The 25,471-nt window shown below is 35.5% G+C and carries 28 protein-coding genes; 22 read left to right on the forward strand and 6 right to left on the reverse strand.

What is annotated here, in order from left to right:
* From LXM54_RS10170 to LXM54_RS10200, 7 genes are all read left to right on the forward strand, one after another.
* The gene (locus LXM54_RS10170) at positions 1–639 is read left to right on the forward strand and encodes a DUF3885 domain-containing protein (protein WP_233315073.1); all 639 of its coding nucleotides are present in this window, start codon (positions 1–3) and stop codon (positions 637–639) included.
* Positions 640–782: 143 nt separating this feature from the next.
* Positions 783–1,646: an aminoglycoside phosphotransferase family protein gene (locus LXM54_RS10175; RefSeq protein ID WP_233315074.1), complete on the forward strand. Its 864-nt coding sequence runs from the start codon at positions 783–785 to the stop codon at positions 1,644–1,646.
* Between the two features lie 170 nt (positions 1,647–1,816).
* The gene (locus LXM54_RS10180; protein WP_233315075.1) at positions 1,817–2,206 is read left to right on the forward strand and encodes a hypothetical protein; all 390 of its coding nucleotides are present in this window, start codon (positions 1,817–1,819) and stop codon (positions 2,204–2,206) included.
* A gap of 81 nt (positions 2,207–2,287) precedes the next feature.
* Positions 2,288–2,911 carry an alpha/beta hydrolase gene (locus LXM54_RS10185; RefSeq protein WP_233315076.1) on the forward strand — a complete coding sequence of 208 codons (624 nt, stop codon included), beginning with the start codon at positions 2,288–2,290 and terminating at the stop codon, positions 2,909–2,911.
* A gap of 61 nt (positions 2,912–2,972) precedes the next feature.
* On the forward strand, positions 2,973–3,791 hold the full coding sequence (locus LXM54_RS10190; RefSeq protein ID WP_233315077.1) for a hypothetical protein: 819 nt from the start codon (positions 2,973–2,975) through the stop codon (positions 3,789–3,791).
* A gap of 265 nt (positions 3,792–4,056) precedes the next feature.
* Positions 4,057–4,197 (forward strand): hypothetical protein, encoded by a 141-nt coding sequence (locus LXM54_RS10195; RefSeq protein WP_233315078.1) that lies wholly within the window; start codon positions 4,057–4,059, stop codon positions 4,195–4,197.
* 111 nt (positions 4,198–4,308) lie between these two features.
* On the forward strand, positions 4,309–4,863 hold the full coding sequence (locus tag LXM54_RS10200; RefSeq protein WP_233315079.1) for a hypothetical protein: 555 nt from the start codon (positions 4,309–4,311) through the stop codon (positions 4,861–4,863).
* A 107-nt stretch (positions 4,864–4,970) separates the two neighbouring features.
* Here the strand turns inward: LXM54_RS10200 and LXM54_RS10205 are convergent, their stop codons facing one another.
* Complete coding sequence (locus LXM54_RS10205; protein ID WP_233315080.1) at positions 4,971–5,150, reverse strand: hypothetical protein; 180 nt, start codon at positions 5,148–5,150, stop codon at positions 4,971–4,973.
* Between the two features lie 180 nt (positions 5,151–5,330).
* On the opposite strand from LXM54_RS10205, the gene LXM54_RS10210 reads away from it, so the two are divergent.
* Both LXM54_RS10210 and LXM54_RS10215 read left to right on the forward strand, forming a co-directional pair.
* Positions 5,331–6,146 (forward strand): lipid II flippase Amj family protein, encoded by an 816-nt coding sequence (locus LXM54_RS10210; protein WP_233315081.1) that lies wholly within the window; start codon positions 5,331–5,333, stop codon positions 6,144–6,146.
* Between the two features lie 63 nt (positions 6,147–6,209).
* The gene (locus LXM54_RS10215; RefSeq protein ID WP_233315082.1) at positions 6,210–6,713 is read left to right on the forward strand and encodes a DNA topology modulation protein; all 504 of its coding nucleotides are present in this window, start codon (positions 6,210–6,212) and stop codon (positions 6,711–6,713) included.
* A 200-nt stretch (positions 6,714–6,913) separates the two neighbouring features.
* On the opposite strand, the gene LXM54_RS28255 is transcribed toward LXM54_RS10215, so the two are convergent.
* Positions 6,914–7,447, reverse strand: a complete 534-nt coding sequence (locus LXM54_RS28255) for a DUF6241 domain-containing protein (protein ID WP_233315083.1) — start codon at positions 7,445–7,447, stop codon at positions 6,914–6,916.
* A gap of 194 nt (positions 7,448–7,641) precedes the next feature.
* On the opposite strand from LXM54_RS28255, the gene LXM54_RS10225 reads away from it, so the two are divergent.
* The 3 genes from LXM54_RS10225 to LXM54_RS10235 all read left to right on the forward strand — a co-directional run bounded on the left by LXM54_RS10225 (position 7,642) and on the right by LXM54_RS10235 (position 9,308).
* Positions 7,642–8,163, forward strand: a complete 522-nt coding sequence (locus LXM54_RS10225) for a ClbS/DfsB family four-helix bundle protein (RefSeq protein ID WP_233315084.1) — start codon at positions 7,642–7,644, stop codon at positions 8,161–8,163.
* A gap of 78 nt (positions 8,164–8,241) precedes the next feature.
* Entirely contained in the window at positions 8,242–8,796 is a 555-nt protein-coding gene (locus tag LXM54_RS10230; protein WP_233315085.1) for an SF0329 family protein, read from the forward strand.
* A gap of 77 nt (positions 8,797–8,873) precedes the next feature.
* Positions 8,874–9,308 (forward strand): hypothetical protein, encoded by a 435-nt coding sequence (locus LXM54_RS10235; protein ID WP_233315086.1) that lies wholly within the window; start codon positions 8,874–8,876, stop codon positions 9,306–9,308.
* A 168-nt stretch (positions 9,309–9,476) separates the two neighbouring features.
* Here the strand turns inward: LXM54_RS10235 and LXM54_RS10240 are convergent, their stop codons facing one another.
* Complete coding sequence (locus LXM54_RS10240; RefSeq protein WP_233315087.1) at positions 9,477–10,184, reverse strand: YceI family protein; 708 nt, start codon at positions 10,182–10,184, stop codon at positions 9,477–9,479.
* 300 nt (positions 10,185–10,484) lie between these two features.
* On the opposite strand from LXM54_RS10240, the gene LXM54_RS10245 reads away from it, so the two are divergent.
* Both LXM54_RS10245 and LXM54_RS10250 read left to right on the forward strand, forming a co-directional pair.
* Positions 10,485–11,180, forward strand: coding sequence for a response regulator transcription factor (locus tag LXM54_RS10245; RefSeq protein ID WP_233315088.1), 696 nt, complete (start codon positions 10,485–10,487; stop codon positions 11,178–11,180).
* Positions 11,161–12,408, forward strand: coding sequence for a sensor histidine kinase (locus LXM54_RS10250; RefSeq protein ID WP_233315089.1), 1,248 nt, complete (start codon positions 11,161–11,163; stop codon positions 12,406–12,408). The genes LXM54_RS10245 and LXM54_RS10250 overlap by 20 nt, the downstream gene beginning before the upstream one ends.
* Positions 12,409–12,453: 45 nt before the next feature.
* On the opposite strand, the gene LXM54_RS10255 is transcribed toward LXM54_RS10250, so the two are convergent.
* The 3 genes from LXM54_RS10255 to LXM54_RS10265 form a co-directional block, all read right to left on the reverse strand.
* Complete coding sequence (locus LXM54_RS10255) at positions 12,454–13,464, reverse strand: FecCD family ABC transporter permease (protein WP_233315090.1); 1,011 nt, start codon at positions 13,462–13,464, stop codon at positions 12,454–12,456.
* Positions 13,465–13,469: 5 nt separating this feature from the next.
* Positions 13,470–14,447: a FecCD family ABC transporter permease gene (locus LXM54_RS10260; RefSeq protein ID WP_233315091.1), complete on the reverse strand. Its 978-nt coding sequence runs from the start codon at positions 14,445–14,447 to the stop codon at positions 13,470–13,472.
* Positions 14,448–14,511: 64 nt separating this feature from the next.
* A complete protein-coding gene (locus LXM54_RS10265) occupies positions 14,512–15,474 on the reverse strand; it encodes an ABC transporter substrate-binding protein (RefSeq protein WP_233315092.1) in 963 nt (320 codons plus the stop codon).
* Positions 15,475–15,797: 323 nt separating this feature from the next.
* Here LXM54_RS10265 and LXM54_RS10270 point away from each other — a divergent pair, with 323 nt between their 5' ends.
* The 8 genes from LXM54_RS10270 (at position 15,798) to LXM54_RS10305 (ending at position 25,437) form a co-directional block, all read left to right on the forward strand.
* Positions 15,798–19,550: an alpha-L-arabinofuranosidase C-terminal domain-containing protein gene (locus tag LXM54_RS10270; RefSeq protein WP_233315093.1), complete on the forward strand. Its 3,753-nt coding sequence runs from the start codon at positions 15,798–15,800 to the stop codon at positions 19,548–19,550.
* A gap of 151 nt (positions 19,551–19,701) precedes the next feature.
* Positions 19,702–20,712: a serine hydrolase domain-containing protein gene (locus LXM54_RS10275; RefSeq protein ID WP_233315634.1), complete on the forward strand. Its 1,011-nt coding sequence runs from the start codon at positions 19,702–19,704 to the stop codon at positions 20,710–20,712.
* A 106-nt stretch (positions 20,713–20,818) separates the two neighbouring features.
* Positions 20,819–21,019 carry a helix-turn-helix transcriptional regulator gene (locus LXM54_RS10280; RefSeq protein ID WP_233315094.1) on the forward strand — a complete coding sequence of 67 codons (201 nt, stop codon included), beginning with the start codon at positions 20,819–20,821 and terminating at the stop codon, positions 21,017–21,019.
* Positions 21,016–21,699, forward strand: coding sequence for a DUF3169 domain-containing protein (locus tag LXM54_RS10285; RefSeq protein ID WP_233315095.1), 684 nt, complete (start codon positions 21,016–21,018; stop codon positions 21,697–21,699). Before LXM54_RS10280 ends, LXM54_RS10285 begins: the two co-directional genes overlap by 4 nt.
* A gap of 56 nt (positions 21,700–21,755) precedes the next feature.
* The gene (locus LXM54_RS10290) at positions 21,756–22,043 is read left to right on the forward strand and encodes a DNA-binding protein (protein ID WP_233315096.1); all 288 of its coding nucleotides are present in this window, start codon (positions 21,756–21,758) and stop codon (positions 22,041–22,043) included.
* 160 nt (positions 22,044–22,203) lie between these two features.
* Positions 22,204–23,427, forward strand: a complete 1,224-nt coding sequence (locus tag LXM54_RS10295; RefSeq protein WP_233315097.1) for an MFS transporter — start codon at positions 22,204–22,206, stop codon at positions 23,425–23,427.
* A 66-nt stretch (positions 23,428–23,493) separates the two neighbouring features.
* Entirely contained in the window at positions 23,494–23,817 is a 324-nt protein-coding gene (locus LXM54_RS10300) for a hypothetical protein (protein WP_233315098.1), read from the forward strand.
* Between the two features lie 39 nt (positions 23,818–23,856).
* Positions 23,857–25,437 carry a hypothetical protein gene (locus LXM54_RS10305; protein WP_233315099.1) on the forward strand — a complete coding sequence of 527 codons (1,581 nt, stop codon included), beginning with the start codon at positions 23,857–23,859 and terminating at the stop codon, positions 25,435–25,437.
* Positions 25,438–25,471 lie beyond the last annotated feature (34 nt).

Genomic DNA, 25,471 nt, shown 5'->3' on the forward strand with positions numbered 1-25,471 from the left:
ATGCTATTAAATAATTATATGAATACAAACTTCCCGGCTTTAGAACTGAGACCGCCCTTGTTTTATAGCTGGGATATCGGCATTCGTTTTGAACTTGGGGTTAATTGGGAAAGGGAATATGACTATCCAGATAACCCGTATATACTTGGGTGCTATCATAGGGCGATTTCCTTGTTTGAAGCATTACATTCCCCTGAGGAAGATATTTATGTAGTGATGGATATAAGTGATTTTCATAAGGGGAGAAATATTAGACGAAATCTAGGGAACTTTTCGTCCTATGTTGAAAAATCCTTATTGTACAGGCTGAGCCATGAAATCAAAGCTTATGTTTTTCCTGAAGATGACGAAGCAGGAATATACAAAACACATAGATTTACTCTAAAATGTAAAGCAGCAGATCTCAACTATATTCCGCTGTTAAAAGCAATTTGTAATCAAGATTTGGCACTAAAACCAAGTATTTATCATAGAGTCTATTTTATTAATATTGATAGAAAAACAATCTTTCATGTTTACGATGATAGAGGCTGTGATTTATTAGCTGAATCACCAGAGAATATAAGAAGTATTTATAAAACTTTTAATGATTGGATATTAGATTACGATCGGAATTTGATTGACAAGGTTTTTAAATAAATTGTAAGGGTGGTTCAATACTGTTGAATCGCCCTTATTTTTTAATTTTTCTAGAGTGGCAGGATAATCAGATGGAGTGGTATAATTTGGAATAAAAGGAACGGTTAGCTACAATTGAAGCATAGAATAAGGAGGTAATACTAATGATAAATAGAATCATTCAACATTTTAGACTAGATGTATTATCAATAAGTGAGGTTGAAGATTCATACAGTTCCACAGTCTATATATGTAATTTGCAAAATGGTGAAAATGTATATGTGAAAATTCCTTATTCAAAATTAAAGTATCACCGAGAATTGGAAGCATATAACCTTTTAAAGGGGAATGTCTCCATTCCTGAAATGTTGGACTATTGGTCAGGCGATGAGGAGTGCTGCGGTGCTTTTTTATTATCAGCATTGAAGGGGAGACCGCTAACAACTGCTGCTTCACATTCAGTGGCATTCCAAGTTGGAGAAGTTCATGCAACCATGCATACAATCAAAGCAAACTCTGGCGAAAAGTTGAATACGATCCAAAATGCGTTTCCCAACTGGTCTGTATTCATAGAAGACCAGTTTTATAGCTTTGCAGAAGATGTAAAAGACATCTTACCAACCACCTTATATAAACAAGCACTCGAAAAGTTTGCGGAAATGAAACTTCAACTCCCCACACCTGATGGACCTAGCTTTATCCACATGGATTTTCGTCCTGCAAATATATTAGTTGATGATGATAAAGTTTCTGGAGTGATAGATTTTGAAAGTGTTCGGTTTGGTTCCACAGAAATTGATTTCACTAAATTGTACCGTGATTTCCTGAGTATTGATTCTGCTTTGTATAAGGCTTATCGAGAAGGCTATGAGAGTATCAGACCCTTAATTGATTTAGACAATGTATTGCCTTTTTATCAATTTACTGATGCGTTTAATAGTATTGGCTGGTGTAAACGTCGTGGAGTGGAAGCGAATGCTGTGTTTATGGAGGAAAATTTGGGGAGATTACAAGCCTTTTTGAGATAAAAAAACAGCTGGAATTTATGGAAGGAGGGGATTTTTAAATCAATTTCTTCTCTGGATTAATAAAAGATTGGAACTATCCTTATACTTAATATAAATTAAGGACTATAAAGTTGGCTGTTCCCTTTTTATGGTGAAAGTAAATTAAGAACCACATACATAAGGAGTTTAATGTGAAGAAAATAGTGTTATTAATAGTGATTACTATAATAGTAATTTTTGCGGGGAGTTTAGTATATATACAATTGACAGATGAAACTTATAAAGGTATGTCAATTATCCCTGAACAACATGAAGATATACCTTTATTTAAGGGTTTAGAACCTACAAGAGTAAATTATGTTAGGAATGGGGACCACTTGAATGAAGTCTATGAGTATTATGTTAATAAACTGCCTGAACTAGGGTGGAAGAGTGAGTATATTAAATCAGAATTTGATGATGAAAATCCAGGCTTTTATTCAAGATGGACAAAGCAAGGTTTTGAAGGTGAATTAACGATTCTAGGATCATATAATACATTTGAGAAGCAAACGGAAGTAAGTTTTGATCAACAGAAATAACGTGCGTACTGAAGAAGGAAACTAATTAATAGTTTAAGAAAAAAATTAGAGAACCGTAAAACTATTGGGAGTGATAAAACAGTGACTAATAAAGAAATTTTTGATTCTTACAGTATTCCATTCAGATTAATAGAACAGCAAGAAACAGCGGATAATTTAGTTATTATCTTACCAGGGGCGGGCTACACTACACAGGCTCCGTTGTTACACTTTACAACAAGCTTGTTTTACACTAAAGGGTTTGATATATTACATATTAATTATTCATTCAGTAAGCAAGAGTTATCTTACTTAAGTGAAAAGGATTTTACAATAGAAATACAACGTACAATCGACAAAGCCATTGAGAACAAGAAATACAAAAATATTTTTGTAGTGGCAAAATCAATAGGAACGATAGCTCTGAGTTATTTGCTTCATAATAAAATGTTGAAAGATGCAAAAACTATATGGTTAACTCCATTATTGCAAAGAGATGATGTATTTAAAGCAATGGTCACTAGTGAAAATAAAGGACTGTGTATTATTGGTGATAAAGACAGTTGTTTCATTGCGGAACGATTTGAAAAATTGAAAAACAATCGACAACTGACTTTCCATCTGGTAGAAGGAGGAAATCACAGTTTAGAGCTGGATGGACTTCCTATAGAATCTGTTGAAATTTTGAAAGGTGTACTTATGGAAATAAGTAATTTTGAAATATAGAATATTAAGCTGATTTGCACCTAAAAACGGATTGCCCATAAACTAAAATGAGGTGATTCAAATGTCATTAAGAAACCAGAATCAATTGGACCAAGAAGCACATCAACAACAATATTTCCGGCCTTCCTGCTTACCAGCATTAAATTTAAGATTTAATTTTGAGTTCTTTGACCAATTTGGGGAGAACTACTATAACCAGATACAATTACCCGCAGAGTTGACTAAAACTCCTGAAGATACTGTTGTTAATTATTTTAGCATTTTGCGTGAGGCAGAAAATCTATATGTCAGAAGCTGTGGATCAGTTGGAAATGCAAAGACGCCATATCCAATTGCCTACAATTTGTTTAGTAATGCATTACGAGGTAAAGTTCATTATGAGGATTTCATTAACTCATTTGCAGGGATAGGACATATTAGTCTTATTAAGCTTTGCAGGCTACCAGGTGAAGAAGAATTACGTTTTTTTTATGAACTAGAAACAATCCATGGTTTTAAAGAAACAGCTGCTGAATTTTTTGGTTACTCATATGGATTTATGGAGCTTAGTTTTGAAGGAAATGGCTACCGTATAAACAATATTCAGCAGTTCAGTGAAGATTTTTTATGTGCTCCATATCATCTTTGGCAACATAATGCCGAATCCGTTGTAGATGTAAAGTATGGTGATTGGTGTAAATTAATCAAGAAAAGATATCCAACAGTAAAGCAGGGATATGTTAAAAATATTTATGTTCTTGGTACTGACGGGGCTTATTATTGTTTTCTATTTTTTACTTTAACTAATGGTACAGACGTAGAAATCGCGCAATTTCGGAAAATGAACGATGGTAAATGGAAACTTCTGAAGATGAATCCGGACGAATGTATTGCAGAATAAAGTCTAAATTAGCAATAGGTCAGTATAACATAGAGCTTTCCTTAAATGGGAAAGCTATTTTATTCGAGGAGTAGTCCGAAAGAATGTAGAGCGTCCTTATAATGTCAACAGTCTATCAATATACCTCTAAGTGAAACCAAACAGTTAAAGAAACGTATATAAATATAACAAGATAGTATATGTCAACATCACAGGATTTTTAATATTAACAACAGCTTTAGAATAATCTGTTTTAGAGCAGTGATATAGAAGGAGTAATAATATTATGGGGATTTATAACGCTATATTAAAGAAGGTTAATGAACAGAGTGAATTTATTAAAGTTAGTATTTATGTAATGATAGGATTCTCAATCATTTTAGTTGGATATGGAGTAGGCCGGATGATTGGTATGGTAGCTTTTTAGGCTGGATTTAGCACATTTAATCGATTTTTCCTTATACATAATTACATTTGGTTTTTCAATATAGGGCTAGTATTTTGTTTGATGAAGTTAGTACCATCTGGAGGATATTTAATGAAGCAAAAAGTAATATTTATACCTTTTTTATTTTTATTTCTATTAGTTGGTTTTCTTTATTTCTATATTAATAATGATTACGTTATTGATGCTAATAGCCAATCAATAGAGTCCAGTTTAACTGAATGGGAGAATAGAGGGGAGGAAGAAAAAGTTAAGATTAAAGTCTTAGATGTAGTCACATTGGGAAATTCAAATACTTCTGTTGTGCTTTTTGAACTAGATAATAAATATACTGGTTACGCACAATTAAATAAAGGATGGAATGGAAAATATAAAATAAAAATGTCAGGGTATGGTACCAGTAAAGTATCATATGTAGATATAAAAACAAATAGCGGAGTTTATGGCATAATTTATGGGGAAAATCCTAATAAAAAAATTGCTCAAATTACTGCAGCTTTATTGAATGAAAATTATAGTTTAACTTTTACTGTTTCAGAGGAGGAAACTTTTTTGAAGTATGACAAAATTCCAGATGATTTAACTCAGACCTTTCCTGCAGAAACAACTTGTTTTGATGCAAATCATCATGTTATTAGGGGAATTTAAATGTTTTTTTGCTGTAGATAGAATTTTAACTAACAAAAACGAGCTTAACTTAATTTTTTCAAAAACAAAAAAAGTACCTGTAGAAAAAGGTACAATGAATAACAAATTTAAGTTAACTTGCTGGGATTCACAATCTTTATAGAAATAACTTCTCCACAGTTTAAACAGTATGTATAGATTTTCTCAGAACCAATTGCCATCTTTTTGTTTAATGGTCTAAGGTTAATATAGTCACTTCCTTGAGAAAAAGAAGTTCCCCCACACTCTGAGCATTTTTTACCTTCCATATTAAAACTCACCTCCGTTTAATTGTTAGTATTTAATACGTTTTCAATAATGTAAAGTTTCATGATTTTATTTAATAAGTTTAATATTATTTTCCTAAGATTGGAGTCTTTATATTATCAATTTTTGTATAATGGTCTATAATAATCTAAGATATTTAAGTTAACTAATGAGGAGTTATTATGGATCTAGTTACAGGTAAAGTCTTATTAATATCATTATTTTTATTGTTAGTAACAATGATTGAAACATTAGCATATTCTACTAGAATTTCAGGTGCAAGGGTAAAGTTAATCGCAACAGCTTTATCTTTATTTAGTACATTGCTTATTGTTTCTAGGTTTTCTACGATGTTTCAACAACCTTTAACAGCAAAGCTTATTGCAGAAGCACCAAGTATTAATCCAATGCATTACATTGAAGAGCAATATAGAGTTTTGATAGGTGTTACATCTTTTGGTGTATTGTTAGGAATATTTTTATTTCCTACATTCATTAATATTTTCTCGAGAGCCATCATTCAACTTTCTCAACAAAGTGGTTCTGTTGTAGCTTTATTTATAAAAAATTTTAATAAAAATGGTTTTAAAAAGGTGGTAATGTGTTTTCGTCTTCCGAGGTTTACATATTTAAAAGGGATTACTCTTAAGACTATTCCTAAACGACTTTTTATCATTAATGTAGTTATTTCTGCAGTGTTTACGATTGGTGTTTTGTCGTCTATTTATGCTTCAATGCTCGTACCTGAAACGTATGCTCCGGCTGCTTTAATGTCATCTGGCATCATAAATGGAATAGCGACCATATTGCTAACTTTATTTATAGACCCAAAAGCATCTGTTCTAGCAGATAAAGTCATGAAGAAACAGGTTGATTACATTTATCTAAAAAGCTACTCTCTCACAATGATAGGTTCCAAGTTTGTTGGTACGATTGTTGCACAACTAATATTTATACCAGCTGCATATTATGTAGCATGGTTTGTTAAGTTAATTTGATTTAACTAATACGAAGGCTGCCATATGGCGGCTTTTTGTCATTATAGGGGAGGTGTAATATGAATGAAGAAGATTGTATTGATTGGTTCTGGTGGATCTGGTAAATCAACTATGGCCAGGCAATTAGGGGAAAAGTTAAATTTGAGGGTATATCATCTTGATGTATTATTCTGGAAGCCTAATTGGGTTGGCGTCCCGAAAAATGAACAAATAAATATTCAAGTTGAATTAGTGAAAGAAGAAAGCTGGATTATCGATGGGAACTATGGCGGTACAATGGATATAAGGCTGAATGCAGCAGATACAATAATTTTTCTTGATATTTCTAGATGGACTTGTATGTTTAGAATGATTAAAAGGATACTAAAATATCATCATAAAACTAGGCCAGATATGGGAGAAGGCTGTGAAGAAAGATTTTCTTTTGCATTCTTTAAGTGGATTTGGAAGTATCCACATACGAAAAGACCTGTTATATTGAAAAGTCTAGAGGTTTTATCTAAACATAAGAAAGTGGTTATAATTAATACTCCAAAACAGGTTCGTTTATTTTTAGAAAGACTTTGATACTAAGTAATTCCATTTGCATTAGAGGTTATTCTAGTTAAGAAAATAAGATGTAATAAAAGCATGTATTGAAAAATTAAACATGCTTTTATAGTCCATCCAATCATAATAAATATGTTTAGGCACAGAACGGAATAATTACCATAAGTAGCTGACAAACAGTTTAAATAAGGTATCATTGTTCAAAAGTCATAATGTCATTAATCCACATCAAAATGCTCTTCAATAAACGCTTTTTCTTCCTCTGTTGATAATACACCTGTCGCTTCACCGACTGAACCGCCTTGCAGCCTCCAAATAGCGTTATGATCTTTATCTGCTTGTGAAAAGTCTCCATTTGACCAGCGGTTAAGTATTTCTAAATACAGAGATTTGTGTTCATAATTACCGCTGTTAACAACTTTAATCAGTCTCTTGATTCGCTCTTGAGTCAGCGGCAAAAATCCCCACTTTTCATCTGCTTCAATTTTTTGATGTGACATTTTATGTATTGCTATTTGCACTTCGCCTTCACCAATATTTAGCGGGAACTCTTCCTCAACTGGTTTAGCATTAGTTTCCTCAATTTCAATAAATGTTTTTGTGTTTGAATCCGATTCAGCTGTGGCTGTTACTTCATTAACTTTGACATCAGCTTTAGAAAATTGTAAATACGCAGAGTATCCTGCTGTTCCAGCAATAAGGATAGAACAAATTATAATTAATGTATTTTTTCTCCAAAATTTTTTCTTCACAAACATACTCCCTTCTTTATTAAGAACGTATCAATATATATTATAAATTAACAATTAAAAAAATTCTGTAAAAAATAATATATATCTATTTATTCTTATACATAATTTTAGAGATTTTTCCAGTTTTTTAGAAAGTACAATAAAAGACCGTATGTTCTTATGTTAATATATAGTAAAAGTGAGGGGATACGCCTATGAAAAATGAAAAAGAAAAATTATTAATAAACTGCGATATAAATTTGAAAACATTGTTAGAAATAATTGAGTCATTGCCTAGCAGAAAAAGGACTCAATCTATTGAAACTCAAGAAAGAGATAAGAATTTTCGTGATGTATTAATGCATCTTTATGAGTGGCAAGCAATGCTTGAAAGATGGCACAGAGAAGGTATGGATGGGGACATTCCTTGTATGCCGGCACCAGGATTTAAATGGAGTAATCTGAAAGAGTTAAATATGCAAATTTGGGCTAACTATCAAGATGTAACATTAAATCAAGCGATAAAAAAATTAAAGCTAAGCCATGGAAGGGTCACGAATCTTATTAAATTACATACTAATGAAGAAATCATGACAAAAAAATACTATAAGTGGACAAAAACAACAAACTTATACAGCTATTTCACAGCAAACACTGCTAGTCATTATAGCTGGGCTATAAAAAAATGTGAGGTTATCGCTAATTCTATTACGAATGATAGTAGAGTTATAGATTAAGTATTATAAACAAAATGCAGATTAGTTCTCCAAGAGCGTTTAGATATTTAGACAGATTAAAAAGTGAAGGTGAATGTTTTGCAATGGAGTAAGTTGAAAACTACATTGGAAGGTTTTCTAAGTGATAAGCTAAAAGGAAGAATTCAAATACATGCAGCGGTTTATCGGAAATATCATGATAGTCCAAGTAGGGTATGGATTACTTTGGACAAACATGAAATATTAACAGCATCTGATGTTACATATGCAGTTAAACATGAGAAGCTATATCAACAGATTAAGGATGAAAAAGTACTAAAGGAAATCCCCTATAACCAAGATTGGAATGTAATGCTTAACTCCCTCGAACGAAGAGAATTATTAGTAGCTTCAGATGCTGCTGAAGAGATTATGATAACGCAAAGCATTTTTCAAAGTTACCATCTTTATGCAGCACTAATCAATTACAATTCTCTAACTATTGAGCAAGCTATAAACTCAGAAAATATTATTATTCAGGCTTTTTCTATGTTAGATAGAAGGTTAGGTAAAAGAAGGTTAAAAAAATTAAATCTATCTCGGGATACTCATCCCATAATTACCAAGTTCTATTCTATTAGGTGTGGTGTGGAAGGGATAAAAATCTCGAAGTGAGTTTTTTGAAATGGTAGGATTCTGGAAGAGCGATGCTATAATATAAGCAACAGAAGAATAATGATAGGGAGAGAAAAATGTTTTTATACTACTTGATGCTTAGCCTCGGAGTGCTGTTTGTAATAGCAGCAGTTATTTCCTTTATTGTAATTTATCGTGGTAAGGATTATTCATTATTAAAAATAATAAAAAATGGTGGAGTTTTATTGATAGGTGTTTTAATGCTAGTGATTACTCTTCCAAGCGTGAAATATGTTGTACTAAAGGAATATGATGTTGTCACTGGAAAATGTGTTATTGAAATAGATACAGCTGGTCGCTCTTCATCAGCAGAATTTAACATGCTCAACAAAGATGAATGGTTTTCCTTTAGGAATATTCCTGAACTAGATGCTTATGGAAAATCAATCCCTTACTATTGTGAAGTGACAGTTACAAAAGATCATATGGTTGAAATTAGTTACAAAATTTATGATGAAAAAACTAGAAAGTTAATAATATCAGGCAGTTAAATTTTAATCATTACTAACAAAGGGTCCTTATTTACTTAATAGAAAAACTAAAAATCTAGATGCTTTGTAAACATGGTAAAGGGAAGCGTTGCAGATTAGAATGGAATGATTATTAACCCCGAGAAAAAAGACAAAAACGCCAACATCCATTGGCGTCTTTATCAGTTATTATGCCTTATCTAATACAAGCTCCAACTGTACAGTAAGGTCATTCTCTGTGTCTAAGGCTACTGAATGTGGGTTTTCCATTCCGAAATCAGCGAATGTCACAACAGTAGATCCTGATAACAGAAGCTGCCCGTTTTGGTACATTGCTTCTGATTCAAATTGCACATCCTTTTCGATGCCTTTAATAGTGATTGTTCCATCTATCGTTACGGGTACAACAGTTCCTTCTGTCCAACTTGTTGGTAATTCTGAAAAGGTGCTTGTCGCAAATGTTGCTTCTGGAAATTCGGTAACATTTAAATACTCAGCGCCTTCTTTGACATGATCATCTCTTTGGGAATTCCCTGAATCCAATGCATTCATATCGACAATTCCTTCACCAGACATTGCTGTTGGGTCATTTATATCCACTGTCCAATTGCCTGTTACCTCTTCATTGACAAAGTTAACTGTTTCTTGTGATGTTGTAACAGACCAATATACACTTGAAGCGTCAGCAATTTGCCAATCACCGTTTAAATCTTCTGCAGAAACAGGTGTTGCATCAGAATCTGCACTTGCTTCAGATGTACTAGATTCCTCATTTTGATCTAACACAGAGTTTATCTCCACATTATTTCCCATAAAGCTGTTAAGTAATGTGTAGCCTCCGATTCCTAGTATAAGTACAGCAACTGCTGCTATTGAAATAATATATTTTTTCTTCATTTATATTCTCCTTTTATTATAGATATTTAAATTTAGATGGACATATTAATTACTCCCAAAAGACTTCGCATTACATATTTAATCAATTAATGATCCTTTGTCCGTACTGGAAGTAAAAGTAACAGCAGCTCCTCCTTTTCTTTCTGTTCTGTGCTAAGACTATCTTATAAACCGAACCTTAAATGAATCTTAAATGGAAGAATCAATGAATAAATTTTAAATTTGACTTTGAAAAGTGTTATGATTATCCTCATGAAATATGTTTTTAGACTTTTATTAAACTAGGTTAGGGGAAGTATAATGAGAATCTTAATCGTCGAGGATGAAGTGGGTCTTGCTGAAGCATTAGCGCAAATTCTGAGTAAAAACAATTATTATGTGGACATGGTGCATGATGGAGAAACAGGGCTGGATTTTATCCTCACCGGCATTTATGATTTAATACTGCTTGATATTATGCTGCCTGAACTAGACGGAATAACAGTTTTGAGAACAATTAGAGATAGGGGAATCGCAACTCCTGTTGTAATGCTGTCTGCAAAAGGAGAAGTTCCAGATAAAGTTTCAGGACTTGATAATGGTGCAGATGATTACATCGCAAAACCGTTTGCTACTGATGAACTGCTGGCAAGAATAAGAGCGGCACTAAGACGCAATAATGAAGTAGTTCCAGAAGATTCCTTGAAATTTGGTGATCTGGAGTTAAATATGTCTACCCTTATGTTAATGTGTAAAAGCAAAGATTTGAAATTAATTTTAAAAGAGGGCAAGTTATTAGAGCTGCTTTTAATTAGAAAAAATACGGTCACATCGAAAGAGCAAATCATTGAAAAATTATGGGGGCTTGATTCAGATGTTGAACATAATAATGTGGAAGTATATATTTCTTTTTTACGAAAAAAACTAGCTTTTTTAAATTCAATCGTCCAAATAAAAACAATAAGAGGGGTCGGGTATATTTTGGAGGTGGCATCAGATGTTCACAAAATTACGTAATCGCTTCTTAATTGCCAACATGGCTACCATCATCATTATTATGCTAGCAGCATTTATCTCTATCTACATTATTACTTGTCAAAAAGTAAATAGTGATATAAACATTAATCTAGAAATGGTATCTGATTATTATCACAAAAAAAGCAAAATCAGCAAGGATGACAAATCACCACCTTCTCAAGGTGAACAAACCGGCTTTTCAAAGGATGAACTTTTACCATGCTTTGAGCTGCGGACAGATGACAAGTGGAATATACTATCTTCACAATCTAAATTAGACCTAGATAATGCATTCTATGAAAGAGTTATAGAGGAGATATCAACAAGTGACTCTTCTAAAGGACGCTTAAAGCTAAATGATACTAATTGGGCATATATGGTGGAAGAAAATCAGTCAGGCTATTATGTTTATGCGCTTGATGTTACGGCCGAGTTAAAAGTCGTCGATAATTTAATTTATACCTTTATTCTTGTAGGTATTATTATGCTAATTATCGTGTTTATAGTTAATAGGTTTTTGGCTAACCGTTATATCGCGCCAGTCAAGGAAGCGTTTAATAAGCAAAAGCAATTTATTTCTGATGCTTCTCATGAATTAAAAACACCGCTATCTGTCATTCATACCAATACAGATGTACTATTGAGCAATCAGGAAGATTTAATTGCGAATCAATTAAAATGGATTCATCACATTAAAACAGAAACAGAAAGAATGAAGTTGCTTACCAATGACCTGCTTTACCTGGCAGAAATGGATGACAAACGCTCTGACTTAGTTTTTGCTCCTTTCAATATAAGCAAAGTAGTCGAAAGTGTCATTCTGACAATGGAAGGTGTTATCTATGAAAAGGAAGTCAATCTTGAGTATCATATCGAACCTGAGTTAAACACTTTTGGTAATGTGGAGCAAATGAAGCAACTAGTGATGATTTTAATAGATAATGCTATTAAGTACACAAATCTTCAAGGCTTAATTACAGTAGATTTAAGAAAGCGTCATAATGAAATATTACTAGAGGTAACAAATACGGGAGAGGGGATTATATCAGAGCATTTAGAAAAAATATTCGACAGATTCTATCGTAATGACCCTTCCCGTTCGCGGAAAAATGGTGGAAACGGCCTTGGTTTAGCTATTGCTAAATCGATTGTAGAGAAACATAAAGGGAAGATAACAGTGAAAAGTACTCCAGGTGGTATTACTACTTTTACGGTGCGATTGAGTTAAAAAAGGAGGAGCAAAAATAATTGCTCCTCCTTTTCCATTTGAATTTCACCGAGTCAACAATCCCTTCTTCGACGATTGCTTCCACAGCAAAAATAGAAAATTTGGTGCCCCAATTAAGGCAGTGACAATCCCTGCTGGAATTTCAATTGGAGGGATTATTCCTCTCCCGATACAATCAGCAAAAAGCAGCATTATTGCTCCAATTAATGTGGTTGTTGGAATAAGATAATGATGAACTGTGCCAACTAGCTTTCTGGCAATATGGGGACTGATTAGTCCGACAAAGCCAATCATTCCTGCTGCAGCAACACTTGCACCAGTCAATAGGACGGATAATCCCATTAAAATTGCAGTGGCCGTTTCTGTTTTGATACCTAGACCGATTGCCGATTCTTTTCCTAGGATGAAAATATCGAGAGTTTTTGCTAGAAAAAGAGTAACAGTTATTAAGATAACTGCCCATGGCAGGAGGTCAATTACCGATTGCCATGTACGTCCAAATAAGCTGCCGTTCAGCCAAAGCAAGGATGTCTGCAGGTTTGTATTCATCTTTAAAATAAAGAGCTCTACACATGAACCGCAAAATGCACTAACAGAAACACCGACTAACGCCAATCGGGCAGGTTCGGTACCGGTGCGTTGATAGGTTAGTAAATAAACAGCTGCCGCAGCAATAGTGCCGCCGATAAAAGCGGCGATACCTGTCAGGGAGGGAGACGCTGCCGGAAACAGCAGGGAAAACCCGATTGCTCCAATGCTTGCTCCGCCTGTTATACCTAATGTATCTGGTGCAGCCAATGGATTTCGTAATATTGATTGAGCTATTACACCAGCAACAGCTAAGCATCCGCCAACGAGTAAGGCTAAGACAATTCGGGGCAGTCTGTAAAAAACTATAATGTATGTTTCGTTGTATTCTCCTAATCCGATCAAGGAAGAGATGACTCGAAGTGGTGGGATGGGCACTGCTCCCAGACCAATATTAATAACAGCCAGGGTTAGGAGGACTACACACAACCCCATCATAATAAAAAGCGGATGTCGTTTATAGTTCACATAACTCAACTCTTCTCTTTCATTTTTTTAGTGCGTGACAGGTAGACAAAATAGACGGAACCTAATAAGGCGGTTAAAATTCCTACCGGTGTCTCTGCAGGGAACATGATAAACCGGGAAAGGATGTCTGCAACAACTAATAAACAGCCGCCATATAAAGCACTTAATGGAAGCACCCATTTATAATCTTGTCCGGCCAAGTAGCGGACAATATGGGGGATGATTAAGCCGACAAAGCCAATCGGTCCGACAATGGATACGGTTGCGCCGGCGAGCAGTATGACTAGTATGCTTACATAAAGCTTGATCGCCACAAGTCTTTGCCCTAAATTAATGGCGACTTCTTCTCCTAACAGCAATATGGACAAGGAGCGATGGGAGCAAAAGGCAAAAAAATAAACCAGCAAACTAAGCGGCAGCAGAAGATAGACATCGTCCCAAGTGGAACCTGCTGTCATACCAGCCAGCCAAATAAGAATTGTTTTGATGGATTCTTCATTAAATATTAAGATTGATTGAGTTGCAGACGAAAAAAACGCTTGAATAGCAATGCCAACGAGTGAAATGCTAACAGCGATATTTCCTCCTCGAAATACCACACTCATGATAAAAATAAGCAATGCGGCGACAGTAGCACCGATAAATCCTGTAATGATGAGCCAATAGCCGGTAATCGCCGGAAAGAATACTAAGCAAGATACTACCGTTAAAGAGGCCCCAGCATTAATGCCAAGTACACTCGGTGAAGCAAGAGGATTGCGCATTAACGCTTGAATCAATGCCCCAGCAACAGCTAGATTTGCTCCAGTAATCATAGTAATAAGTAATCTTGGCATTCTAACATCCTGGAGAATGATTGCAGACTCTGATTCTGAGTTTGAAAACAAATCGGTTATTATTTGGGTGGATGAAAAGGAAAATGCACCAATCTTTAAAGAAAAAAAGCTGGATATTAGCAGAATTACTAGTCCTGCTGCAAACACGAATGATAGATTAAACCGGGAAGCTATGGAATTTCACCTCCAAAAAAAGAGAACGACTATAAAGTCATTCTGCATTTTCTGTTTTCATATTTTGTAAGATTTCTGTAAGTTTCTCTTTATTATCCTCAATAGCTAACAATGTTCTCCGGCGGGACCAGTCATTATGACCAACCTCGTAAACTTGCTTGCTGCTGACAGCAGTCAGCTTATTCCACAAAGGATCCTCTTTTAATGTTTCCAAAACAGAAGGAGCATCTTCCGTAATGGTCACAATTAATGTATCCGGATTGATTTTAAGAAGCTGTTCAATCGTTAGCTCTTGAGTTGTTGCAGTATCATCTTGCAGTGCATAATTAACACCTAGCGTTGTTAAGAAACCAGGTGTAAAAGCAGAGGAAGTCGATACACTAAATACATTTCCTTCACTGTATCCTGCTTGTAATACTGTCTTATCCGTTACTTCCATCTTTGATTTTAGTTCCTCACTTAATTGATTATGCTGTGTAATCAGTTTTTCTGCTTCAGACTCTTTATTTAATGCTTCACCTAGCTTTGTTGTAGTTTCTACTACCGTTTCATAGTTTGCGGCATCGTCTTTAAAAGCAACGGTTGGCGCAATTTTTTGTAGTTCCTCGTAAATGCTCTCATGACGGTCAACATCAGCAATAATCAGATCAGGATTAAGACTTCTAATTACTTCTAAATTTGGCTGGGCACGTGTGCCGACTGATGTGTATCCATCGATTAATTTCATTGTATCTTCAGCAATTCTTTCTGGCTTATCATCATCTGCAACACCGATTGGTATCACGCCAAGAGCAGCAGCCGTTTCTGTTAAGCCAAGCTCTAATGTAACAACTCGCTCCGCTTTATCAGGAACCTCTGCTGTTCCAAGCTCATGTGTAACAGAGTGTGTAGCTACATTTTCGCTATTTGTATTTTCTTGACCTGCTGAACATCCAGCTAGGAATAAAGAAAACAGTGCAGCAACTAGGACAGGTTTTGTTTTAAAAGATGTTATGTACATTTTTCCCCTCTTTTTTCTATATTTTAGTTATATTGAGAATGATAATCATTGTAGATTGGTTTGTCAATTTAATATTTTAATATTCTTTTAATTAAAACTACTAGTCTAATTAAAATGAACCATAAAGAGGGGAGTTATAGGTATAAAAATTATTAACTAGATAATTTTATTCGAATATTAAGTTTAGATTTGTAAATTATATTGGAAAATTTCATTGTTCAATATTATAATAGTTGTAAGTATAAGTTTGGTTTTAATGGTATTTGGTGCATACAAGTAAGTGTTTTAAGTAAGCGCTTAAATAATTTTAAAGGAGATACTAAATGAAGCGAAACGATGAAAGTAACTCATTGGCTGAATCAATTGTTGCTCAATATCAATTTAATGATGCAGATAATATAGGAAGAGACAGTTCCAAATATGAAAATCATGCAACTGCTGAAGGGAAGATTAAACCAGTGGCAGAAACTGTTGGCGGGAGAAGTGCTGTTACGTTATCAGGCGGAGCGAGCGGGACATCCTATTTAAAGCTTCCAGCTGGGTTGCTTGAAGGAGTTACCGATCAGACTGGATTGACCGTCAGCACTTGGCTTTCCTTAGGGAAAGGGTCCAATGTTTGGGAAAGAATCTTTGATTTCGGAAAAGGGGAAACTGGACCGTACCTATTTTTAACGAGAAATTTACGGGGCAATTGTTTTGCTGGTTCGGATTTAATTGCTGATGCTAATAGAACATACTCTTCTGGAGAATGGCTACATGTGGCGATGACAGTCAGAGGCACAGAAGGTGGAACGTTAAGCAGTGCAGGTCCAGTTATTTATGTGAATGGTGAAATTGTTGCAGACGGAACAATCAGCCAGACTTCGAGCGGTACATATGCAAAGCTGCGCGAATGGTTTGAGACTTTTACTGATCAAGATAACTACAGCAATAATTTTATTGGAAAATCGCAATTTGAGGCAGATGCTGACTTTTGCGGCTCGTTGTCCGATTTCCGTGTATATAAGACTTGTTTAACACAAGATGAAGTAATTGAAGTGATGTGTGAAACACTTTCTGATACGGAGATTGTCGAGCTTGCCAGAGATAAATATTTATCATTTCCAATTACGGTCGTTTCAAAGGATGTTACACTTCCTGAAAGTCTTATGGGAGCGAAGGTGGCAGTCACATGGAAATCAAGTAATCCAAGCTTACTGTCAGATGAAGGGAAATTAGGCGAAATTAGCGAGCCGGAAGGAGTTACTTTGACAGCTGTGTTGCGTAAAGGAACGGAAACAGCGGAAAAGGAATTCTCATTGTCTGTCCTGCCTGAAGGAGTTCCATCTCATTTATTAACAATCGACGGAAATCAAGAAATCTTAGATATAAGCAAGACATTATATGGCTTGTTTTATGAAGATATTAATAACGCCGCAGACGGGGGAATATATGCCGAACTTGTCCAAAATCGTTCCTTTGAATCTTTTTTATTCGATACATATTCGCATACATCCGGTGTGTGCGGCTGTTCAACAGGAAGAAATCATCAGCCGCTTCATGCCTGGTATGGCGATATCGAGTCTGTTACCATCCACAATACAGGCGGGTTAAATGAATTTTTTGACATAATGGATAAAGACGTTAATACACATTATCTTACTGTTCCAAATGGCAGCACACTTATCAATAAAGGCTTCACTGATTCTAATCATCATTGTGCTATGTCTATTAAAGAAGGAGATAAATACAATTTTACTATTTGGGCAAAAGCAGAAAATCAAGGAAGCATTCATCTGCAGCTTCAGGATAAAGATGGTGCAGCAATCAGCGACACAGTAACGATTCATGTTGACAACAACAACACATGGAAAAAATACGGGGTAGATGAAAGTGTTGTTCTTACAGGTTCGCAGTCCATGCTTGGACAGCTGGCCTTAACATTTAGCGGTGACATTTCAATTGATATGGTATCCTTAATGCCACAGGATGTTTGGGGAGCTAGTGAGGAAGGAAGATCAGCAACTGCACATGAAAATTATCAAGGAAATCCGAACTACCGACTGCGGAAAGACTTAGTGAATGCATTAGCAGATCTGCATCCAACCTTCCTTCGTTTTCCAGGCGGCTGTATTTCAGAGGGCTCTTATATATGGGAGAATGTGTATGAATGGAAAGACTCTGTCGGTCCTATCGAACTGCGTAAGGAAAACTTTAATGTTTGGGGCTATATGATGACCATGGGTCTAGGCTATATGGAGTACTTCCAATTGGCTGAGGACTTGCACGCAATTCCGTTACCGGTTATGGCTTGCGGTGTGCTTTGTCAAGCGCGTTCTGATTATGTCCATCCTGCAGGCGGGGATTTAAGAGATTACTTTGTTAAGAGCTTTACAGATTTAATTGATTTTGCGATCAATACAGATTTTGAAGGTAATGAATGGGCAGCATTGCGTAAACAAATGGGCCATGAAGCAGCATTTGAACTTCCTTATTTAGGGGTTGGCAATGAAAACTGGGGTACAGAGTTTTTTGCGAACTTTGAATATTTTAAAGCAGCAATTGATGCGTATATGGTGAAGCATTACCCAGACCATAACCTGCAAATAATCTCAACAGTTGGTGCGCAAGCGGATGATGATGCCTATCAGGAAGGCTGGAAATTCTTAAGCGGTAACTTAATAGAAGCAGCAAACGTCAGCTTTACAGACGGCAAAACAGTTACCGAAGAAACAGTAACATGGTATGAAACACAGCCTAATTATATGGATACAATCGCAGATGAGCATTACTATCGTTCCAATGATTATCTGTTGAATAACGCAGATAGATACAATTATTACTATAGAGCTTATCAAGCTGATGGCAGCATAAATGAGGCAGAAATTTCAAAAGTGTTTGTCGGCGAGTTTGCGTCTACTGACAAGAATACATTAGCAGGTGCAGTTGCTGAAGCAGCCATTATGACTGGGTTTGAAAGAAATTCAGATGTTGTCCGTCTGGCTGCCTATGCACCACTGTTCAACAAAGTACTTACAGATGGAACTTACCGTTGGACACCAGATTTGATTTGGTTTGATGACGAAACAGTCTGGTATACGCCAAATTATTATGTACAACAGCTGTTCGGAAAATATCTTGGTACGAAATTGCTTGGAACATCCTTTTCTTCTTACCAAAATGGGAGCTTGACTGAGCTTACAGCAAGAGGCGGCATTGAAATAGCTTCCGGAAATGCAGAGGTTGAAGTGAAGTCTGTTAAGGTGATTGAAAACAAAAGCGGAGAAGTATTGTTCCAACAAGATTTCAGAGAAGAATTGCATGCTGCATGGCAGATGATTCCAGGTGCAGCAGGGTATACGCTTGATAAAGAAAGAGGCCTAGTATTAAAGCCGCAAAACAGTGGTCTAAACGGCTTGTATATCCAAAATGCAGCATGGACGAATTATAAAGTAGAAGTTGTAGCATCGAAGGTCTCTGGCAATGACGGTATATATGTAGGTGTCGGATTAACCGATATTTCGCCAGAGAAAAAGGATGTACTGGAGTATGCGATCGGCTATAATGGCAACGCAACAGGAGTGAAGGTTTATAAGCAAGGCGTTGAAGGTTATAGACTAGGCGATTACTCATCCAGCACCGCAGCAGGAAATCTCCGCTCCAGCAGCTATGAAGAGCTTGCTGTTAATACGCCTTATTTAATTACGGTTAATTACGGCGGAGAAACAGGCAATCGACTCATCTGTTCATACACAGACGGAACCTTCAAAAGCAAAGTGCTAGATTATAAACTTGAAGCTTATAATCGGGATATCTACCACTCTGTCACAAAAGATGATAACCATGTATATGTGAAGCTCGTAAATGCAGATCCATTTGAAAAAACAACGAAGCTAGAACTAAAAGACATAGTTGTCAATCAGACCGGCAAGATGATAACAGTTACGGGAGATGCTTCGCTAATTTCTACTCCGAATGTAAACAAGAAAAATGCAGAGCTGATTGTACCAGCAGAAACAGAAATAAGCCTTGAGGGTAATGGTATAGTGGTTACTTTAGCTGCAAATTCGGTGAATGTGCTTGTGTTAAAGCGATAATGATCATTTAAATGAATGCATCTGATTTTAAAATCAGGTGCATTTTTTTAAATAGTGGCGTAGTCTATTTCACTATATCATTTCATCTGGTATCATTTGGTTAAAAATAGGGAGTGGTGGTACAGTGCAAAACATAAATATCCCTGAGCGCATGAAGCATTATAATGTAGCAGGTTTAAGTGTTTCTGTTATTAAAGATTGTCAGATTTCCCAAATTGATAATTATGGTGTTCTTGAAGCAGGTACGAGTAAAATAGTGAACAATCATTCCCTTTTCAGTGCTTGTTCCATCAGCAAGTTTTTAACAGCTGTCTTGGTAATGGTGCTATCAGAACAAGGGATTCTTGATTTAGATGAGGATGTAAATAACAGGCTGACATCATGGAAAATCCCCAACAATTATTTAACTAAAAAAAAGGGTGTAACATTACGGAATTTGTTATGTCATCAATCTGGGATACAAGATCCTAAAGATAGTTTTATAGAACGAAAAGACACGGTTCTTCCCACTATGGAAGAAATATTAACTGGTGAAACGCCATATTGCCAGTCTCCGATTGAAGTGCAGTATGAACCAGAAAGTGACTTTCAATATTCGGATGCTGGATATTGTATTATCCAGCTGCTCATAGAGGATGTAACTAGAAAACAAATAGAAGAAATTATAGAGGAGTTCATCTTTCAACCATTAAAAATGGCGAACAGCCGTTATCCAAGCCGTATAAGTGACATATCCCATAATTATTGCTGTGGCCATGACAAGGATGGAAATGTCATGCAAGAAAAGTATCCATTATATCCATATCCCGCAGCGGCAGGACTTTGGACAACTGCAGCTGACTTGTCACTATTAGTAATAGAAGTTATGAATGCGCTAGGTGATCAAAGTAAAATCGGCATTTCTCCAACTGCAGCAAGAGAACTAATTACCGCACAAGGCTGCAGAAGCTGGACAGGACTTGGCGTGTTTCTCGAAGGCGGAGAGATTTCATCACTAGGTTGGGGAAGTGGATTTCAATGCATGATGGTAGCGTACCCTAAGTTAAGAAGAGGGTTAATTATCATGACTAATGGTAATACAGGTGTTCACCAATTTAAAGGAATTATCGGAGAAATATATGATTCTTATATTAGAACAAAAAAGACATCTTACAAAGAGTAAGATGTCTTTTTTGTTATTAATTTGACCAATATAATTATCATTTTGACAAATATACTTGTCAAAACAAAATGCATAATTTACAATAAATGTATGAGGTGAGAAAATTATGAAAAGTCGTTTAAAGGAGCTGCGGGCACGGGACGGTTTAAATCAAACTCAACTCGCCAAGCTTGCCAAGATAAGCAGGCAAACAGTCAGTTTAATTGAACGGGAGGAGTTTATTCCTTCGCTATTAATTGCAGTGCGGCTTGCCCGGATATTTAATGAGCCTGTCGAAAATGTATTTTTTATAGAGGAGGATGAATGATGAGAACATGGATTAAAATCATTGTTAGTGCAATTCTCGGGTTTTTTAGCTCGATTCTGATCTTGAAAGGCTTTGAAATAAATTTTGATCCATATGTAGATGAGTTTGTAATTGCAATATTTATTATTATTGTGATTGTAATGGGGGTAAGCTTTGGATTATACAAGCAGATTATTAGTTTAAATAATAAAGATGTCGATGGAGAGGAAGAAGATGCAATAGACATCCAAATTTATAAAAAGCTTTCAGATTATGCGTTATTGACTTTTTCTAATTTCATTTTTTCTTTGCTAGCGTTATGTATTACGCTCATTACCAATAAAGAAATTGTAATTATTATACTCTCCTTAATTACCGTTTTAATTTGCTGCATTTTAATGTCAATTATGATGAATCTGTATAGATTGGTGCAACCACATCGCCCAATCATTCCAAGGTCTTCGCATAAAGATTATGGTAATGCCCTATTAAACGTCGCTGATGATGGAGAAAAACATGTGATGTTAATAGGTTTTTATAAATCATATCATCTTTTTTGCACAGCTTTACTAATAGCAATTATGTTCGCCACATTCTATTCCATCTCATCAGGTAATTCACAAATTTTCTCCATAATAGCTATGAGCATTGTTCTAGTGCTGGCAAATGGCAAATATTATTTATCCATTCGCAACAAATAGGTAACTTTTTGCAGTTGATACTCGTATTAATGATAAAAAAAGAGAGGGTTGAAGACGTGGAAATTGATTTTTTCTGGATAGGTGCAGGGTTGGCATTGTTGGGTTATTTCATCGGAAATGGTTTGAAAAATTTTAAAAATCCTAAAGGCAGTCCATCAGGAACTCCTTTATTAATTAAAGAACGAGATTTATTTGTTTATTTAAGATTACGTCCTGAAGAGGTTAGAGAACTGTTGGAAAAATATCCTGATGCACCTAAATTGGTATTAAAAGGAACTACCTATTATCCATACGAACAATTGGTTCAATGGTTGTCGTCGGAGGATTTGTATAAAAAACAATGATATTTGCCTGCTGCCTTTAGGCGGCTTTTTTTCTAACAAATAATGGTACAAATAAACAGATTTATGGTATTCTTGATTTAGAATATTTTGACAGGAGGCTATCCAATGTAGAATTCCCCGCTTTCTTAAAACTTAATAAATTAAGAAGTGAGGGCTACCTATGTCAAAATTTAAAAATGAGATGTCATTTAGGTTTCTTTGGCTTGGCCAAATGTTAGCTAATCTAGGTGATGTCATCTATACAGTTAGTTTAACAACAATTGTTTATAAAGCAACTAACTCTGTAACATTAATGTCGCTAGTGCCATTTGTTATCACCATTATGGCATTATGCAGCGGTTTTTTTGCGCCGATTATTCTTGATCAATATAAACTGAAATGGATTTTATTTTATTCGCAAAGTGGTAAGACGCTGCTGCTTTTCCTGCTTTGTATATTAATACCGACGATTCAGTTAGATAACTTGATTCTATTGTATATACTGATTGCCTTCATATCCTTTTTAGATGGATGTGCTACGCCAGCCAGAAATGCACTAGTCCCAGTTCTCGTACAAAAAGAGAAACTCGTCAAGACAAATAGTTTTTTAGCTGTTCTTGACCAAATAACGCAGTTAATCGCCTGGCCGATTGGGAGCATACTGTTAGTTATTTGGGGAGGGAATCATCTTCTTTGGCTGACTTTCTGTTTATTCATTATTTCTTCATTGTTTATGTTTTATATTAAACAAGATCAGCAACCAAAAAACGAAGTGATTATTTCTAAGTGGTCCTCCATTAAAGAAGGCTGGATAATTATTTGGGAGAATAGACAACTCCGATCTATTAGTTTAATGAATATTTTTGAAACCTTTGCTAATGGCGTTTGGATTGCTGCGATTTTATATGTATATGTAGAAGAAGTTCTTCATAAGCAAGAGTTTTGGTGGGGGATAATAAATGCATCCTTCTTTGCAGGCATGTTTTTTGGTGGTTTAATTGTCTATCGAATTGCAGATAAGCTGGAGAAAAAGCTGGGGTATTACATTATCTGGTCCACCTTCTTACTAGTGATTCTTACATTAGCCTTCGCGCTAATCTCTAATGCTTGGATTGCCTTAATCATTTCGTTGTTATTTGGATTTCCTCAGATGGTTAAAGACGTAGCTGAGGTTTCCATTTTCCAGAAAGCAGTTAGGCAAGAGGCGCTTGCTAAAGTGTTTTCTGCAAGAGGGACTTTAATGTATGCGGCATTCGGTATTTCGTCTGTTTTTTTAGGATGGCTTACTGAAGAGTTTGGGGTGGTATGTACTTTCCTAACGGCCACAGCTTGCTTTTTGCTTTCTTTTATTACCGGGATACAGAACCGTATGTATTTAGCAGCGAAACAAGAAACTTTAAGATAACTGCCAAGTTGGCAGCTATCTTTTTTTATCAAGATAGCCACATTATTGTAGAAAGGAATAATAGATTTGTTCAAGAAAAAGAGGTATGTGGCAGCGAGTATTATTATAGTTTTATTTGTTTTTATGTGGTTTACTACCCCTTCAAATACAGAATTTGATCAATGGTTAATTGCAACAAATGGACTTGACTGCAATTCAAATCAAATATGCTCATTAGACAATATCATGATAAGCAGCAGTACTTCTAATCTATCTAATTTCGGCGTTTATGCAACTTATAAAAAGGAATTTTATTTCGAAAATGGAGAAAAACTAACTGTAAGAACGTTAGGAGTTTTCAATAAGATGCTTACGATAGAAGATGAAAGAGTTTGGGAGATAATTGATTAATTGCTAAAGCCTTAGGTTTCCGTTGGGAGGAGATATCCATTGAAATGGCCGTTTTCTAAACGTAAAAAAGACAATCCTGCAGACAGATTTTCAGATGGCTATATAGAAGAACTGCTTAAAGATACAGACAATATCGAGCTAACAAGAATTCCCGCTATTTTTCCCTTATTGTTAACACGTTCTGATGTGTTGAAAAGAAGAACAGCTAGTATGCTTACTAAACATGTTGCGTGCTTAACCATCCTTGAATTGGCAAAACTTGATGCCTTGTTTCGAGAACGAACTTCATTAGACTGGTCCATGGATTGGAGTAAGGAAAACCCGGAGAATTTATTATTGCCAAATATGCCGGAAGAACAGAGAGTGATTATTTTAGGGTTGTGCAGCTTTCACCCAAATGGCTATTTCCGTGAAAAAGCTTTAATTCTATTAAATCAATACACTTCAGGTAAAGAGTGGCCATTTTTACTTTTGAGATGTAAGGATTGGGTTGCAGCAGTGAGGGGAGCAGCTGATAAATATGTGGAGCGTCGCTTAAATGATAAGTATATGGCTGAAATTGTCTCAAGTCTTCCTCTTGTTTTTAAGTGGCAACTTAAGAAAGAGCATCTTTTTCAACAAGTTGCTCAAGTTTTATCACAGCCAGAATCATTGCCTTTTCTGAAAGAGGGGACAAGCGCAAAGGATAGGAATGTCCGGTATTTTTGTTATCAAATGATCATGCACGCAAATCTATATGATAAGGAATTACTAGTAAACCTATATAAAAAGGAAAAGGACCCTCTTGTGCGGCAAAGTTTGTTTAATGAATTAGTAAGTAGTCTCAAAGCTCATGAATTTAAAGAGCATTACTCCATTTTTAAAAGAGATAAGTTTCCTTCGATTCGTTTAAAGGGATTGGAGGTATTTCACTCCTACTTTCCAGAAATAAGTGGCAGGGAATTGGAAGCGGCACTTTTAGACAAAAGCAGTACTATTCGCTATTTTGCTAGATTTTTATTAAAGAAGCAAAAAACATCCATAGATTTCAGCAGCTTTTATATGGGTATGTTGAATGCTAACCAGTATATTCGTGAAAGCTTATTAGGAATAGGGGAGACAGGCAGTAAAGAACAAGCACAGCTAATACAGCCGTACTTGTATCACAGCCGTATTTCCATCACAAAAGCTGCTATCCATGCTATATCGAAGTTAGATGGAGCAAAGTATAAGCAAGAATTTATTCAGCTTCTGCAATCGGAAATGATAGGCATATCCAAGGCTGCACGAAAGGCAATAGCACAGCTTTATTACGAAGATATAAAGGATTATTTATATGATATTTATAAGGAAGCAAGCTATGAACATACTAAATATAATATAGCCATTTTATTATGTTCTTTATCCAAATGGGAAGCAATTTTTTATAGTATAAGTTTTTATGTTCAATGTGAAAACAGAGAAGTTTCCAGATTAGGTAAGTCTGCTCTTTTGAAGTGGATTAATCATTTTAATCGCAGCTTTGTGACACCATCATCAGAGCAAATGAATGCATTAAAAACTTTATTATCAAGCAATCGTGAAAGACTTCAAAACGAAGAAGTAACAGCAATTGAGTTTTATATGAAAGGCTTTCATTGAAGATAAGAGGATAGCGGTATCCGCTATCCTCTTA

This window comes from Bacillus sp. Au-Bac7, assembly GCF_021341655.1.
Lineage (GTDB): Bacteria > Bacillota > Bacilli > Bacillales > Cytobacillaceae > Niallia.

What these genes read in the sequence shown, in the direction of transcription:
- LXM54_RS10170 (WP_233315073.1), top strand. Translation starts at nt 1, where the DNA reads ATGCTATTAAATAATTATATGAATACAAACTTCCCGGCTTTAGAACTG.
- LXM54_RS10175 (WP_233315074.1), top strand. Translation starts at nt 783, where the DNA reads ATGATAAATAGAATCATTCAACATTTTAGACTAGATGTATTATCAATA.
- LXM54_RS10190 (WP_233315077.1), top strand. Translation starts at nt 2,973, where the DNA reads ATGTCATTAAGAAACCAGAATCAATTGGACCAAGAAGCACATCAACAA.
- LXM54_RS10195 (WP_233315078.1), top strand. Translation starts at nt 4,057, where the DNA reads ATGGGGATTTATAACGCTATATTAAAGAAGGTTAATGAACAGAGTGAA.
- LXM54_RS10200 (WP_233315079.1), top strand. Translation starts at nt 4,309, where the DNA reads ATGAAGCAAAAAGTAATATTTATACCTTTTTTATTTTTATTTCTATTA.
- LXM54_RS10205 (WP_233315080.1), bottom strand. Translation starts at nt 5,150, where the DNA reads ATGGAAGGTAAAAAATGCTCAGAGTGTGGGGGAACTTCTTTTTCTCAA.
- LXM54_RS10210 (WP_233315081.1), top strand. Translation starts at nt 5,331, where the DNA reads ATGGATCTAGTTACAGGTAAAGTCTTATTAATATCATTATTTTTATTG.
- LXM54_RS10215 (WP_233315082.1), top strand. Translation starts at nt 6,210, where the DNA reads ATGAAGAAGATTGTATTGATTGGTTCTGGTGGATCTGGTAAATCAACT.
- LXM54_RS10225 (WP_233315084.1), top strand. Translation starts at nt 7,642, where the DNA reads ATGAAAAATGAAAAAGAAAAATTATTAATAAACTGCGATATAAATTTG.
- LXM54_RS10235 (WP_233315086.1), top strand. Translation starts at nt 8,874, where the DNA reads ATGTTTTTATACTACTTGATGCTTAGCCTCGGAGTGCTGTTTGTAATA.
- LXM54_RS10240 (WP_233315087.1), bottom strand. Translation starts at nt 10,184, where the DNA reads ATGAAGAAAAAATATATTATTTCAATAGCAGCAGTTGCTGTACTTATA.
- LXM54_RS10245 (WP_233315088.1), top strand. Translation starts at nt 10,485, where the DNA reads ATGAGAATCTTAATCGTCGAGGATGAAGTGGGTCTTGCTGAAGCATTA.
- LXM54_RS10250 (WP_233315089.1), top strand. Translation starts at nt 11,161, where the DNA reads ATGTTCACAAAATTACGTAATCGCTTCTTAATTGCCAACATGGCTACC.
- LXM54_RS10265 (WP_233315092.1), bottom strand. Translation starts at nt 15,474, where the DNA reads ATGTACATAACATCTTTTAAAACAAAACCTGTCCTAGTTGCTGCACTG.
- LXM54_RS10270 (WP_233315093.1), top strand. Translation starts at nt 15,798, where the DNA reads ATGAAGCGAAACGATGAAAGTAACTCATTGGCTGAATCAATTGTTGCT.
- LXM54_RS10275 (WP_233315634.1), top strand. Translation starts at nt 19,702, where the DNA reads ATGAAGCATTATAATGTAGCAGGTTTAAGTGTTTCTGTTATTAAAGAT.
- LXM54_RS10280 (WP_233315094.1), top strand. Translation starts at nt 20,819, where the DNA reads ATGAAAAGTCGTTTAAAGGAGCTGCGGGCACGGGACGGTTTAAATCAA.
- LXM54_RS10285 (WP_233315095.1), top strand. Translation starts at nt 21,016, where the DNA reads ATGATGAGAACATGGATTAAAATCATTGTTAGTGCAATTCTCGGGTTT.
- LXM54_RS10295 (WP_233315097.1), top strand. Translation starts at nt 22,204, where the DNA reads ATGTCAAAATTTAAAAATGAGATGTCATTTAGGTTTCTTTGGCTTGGC.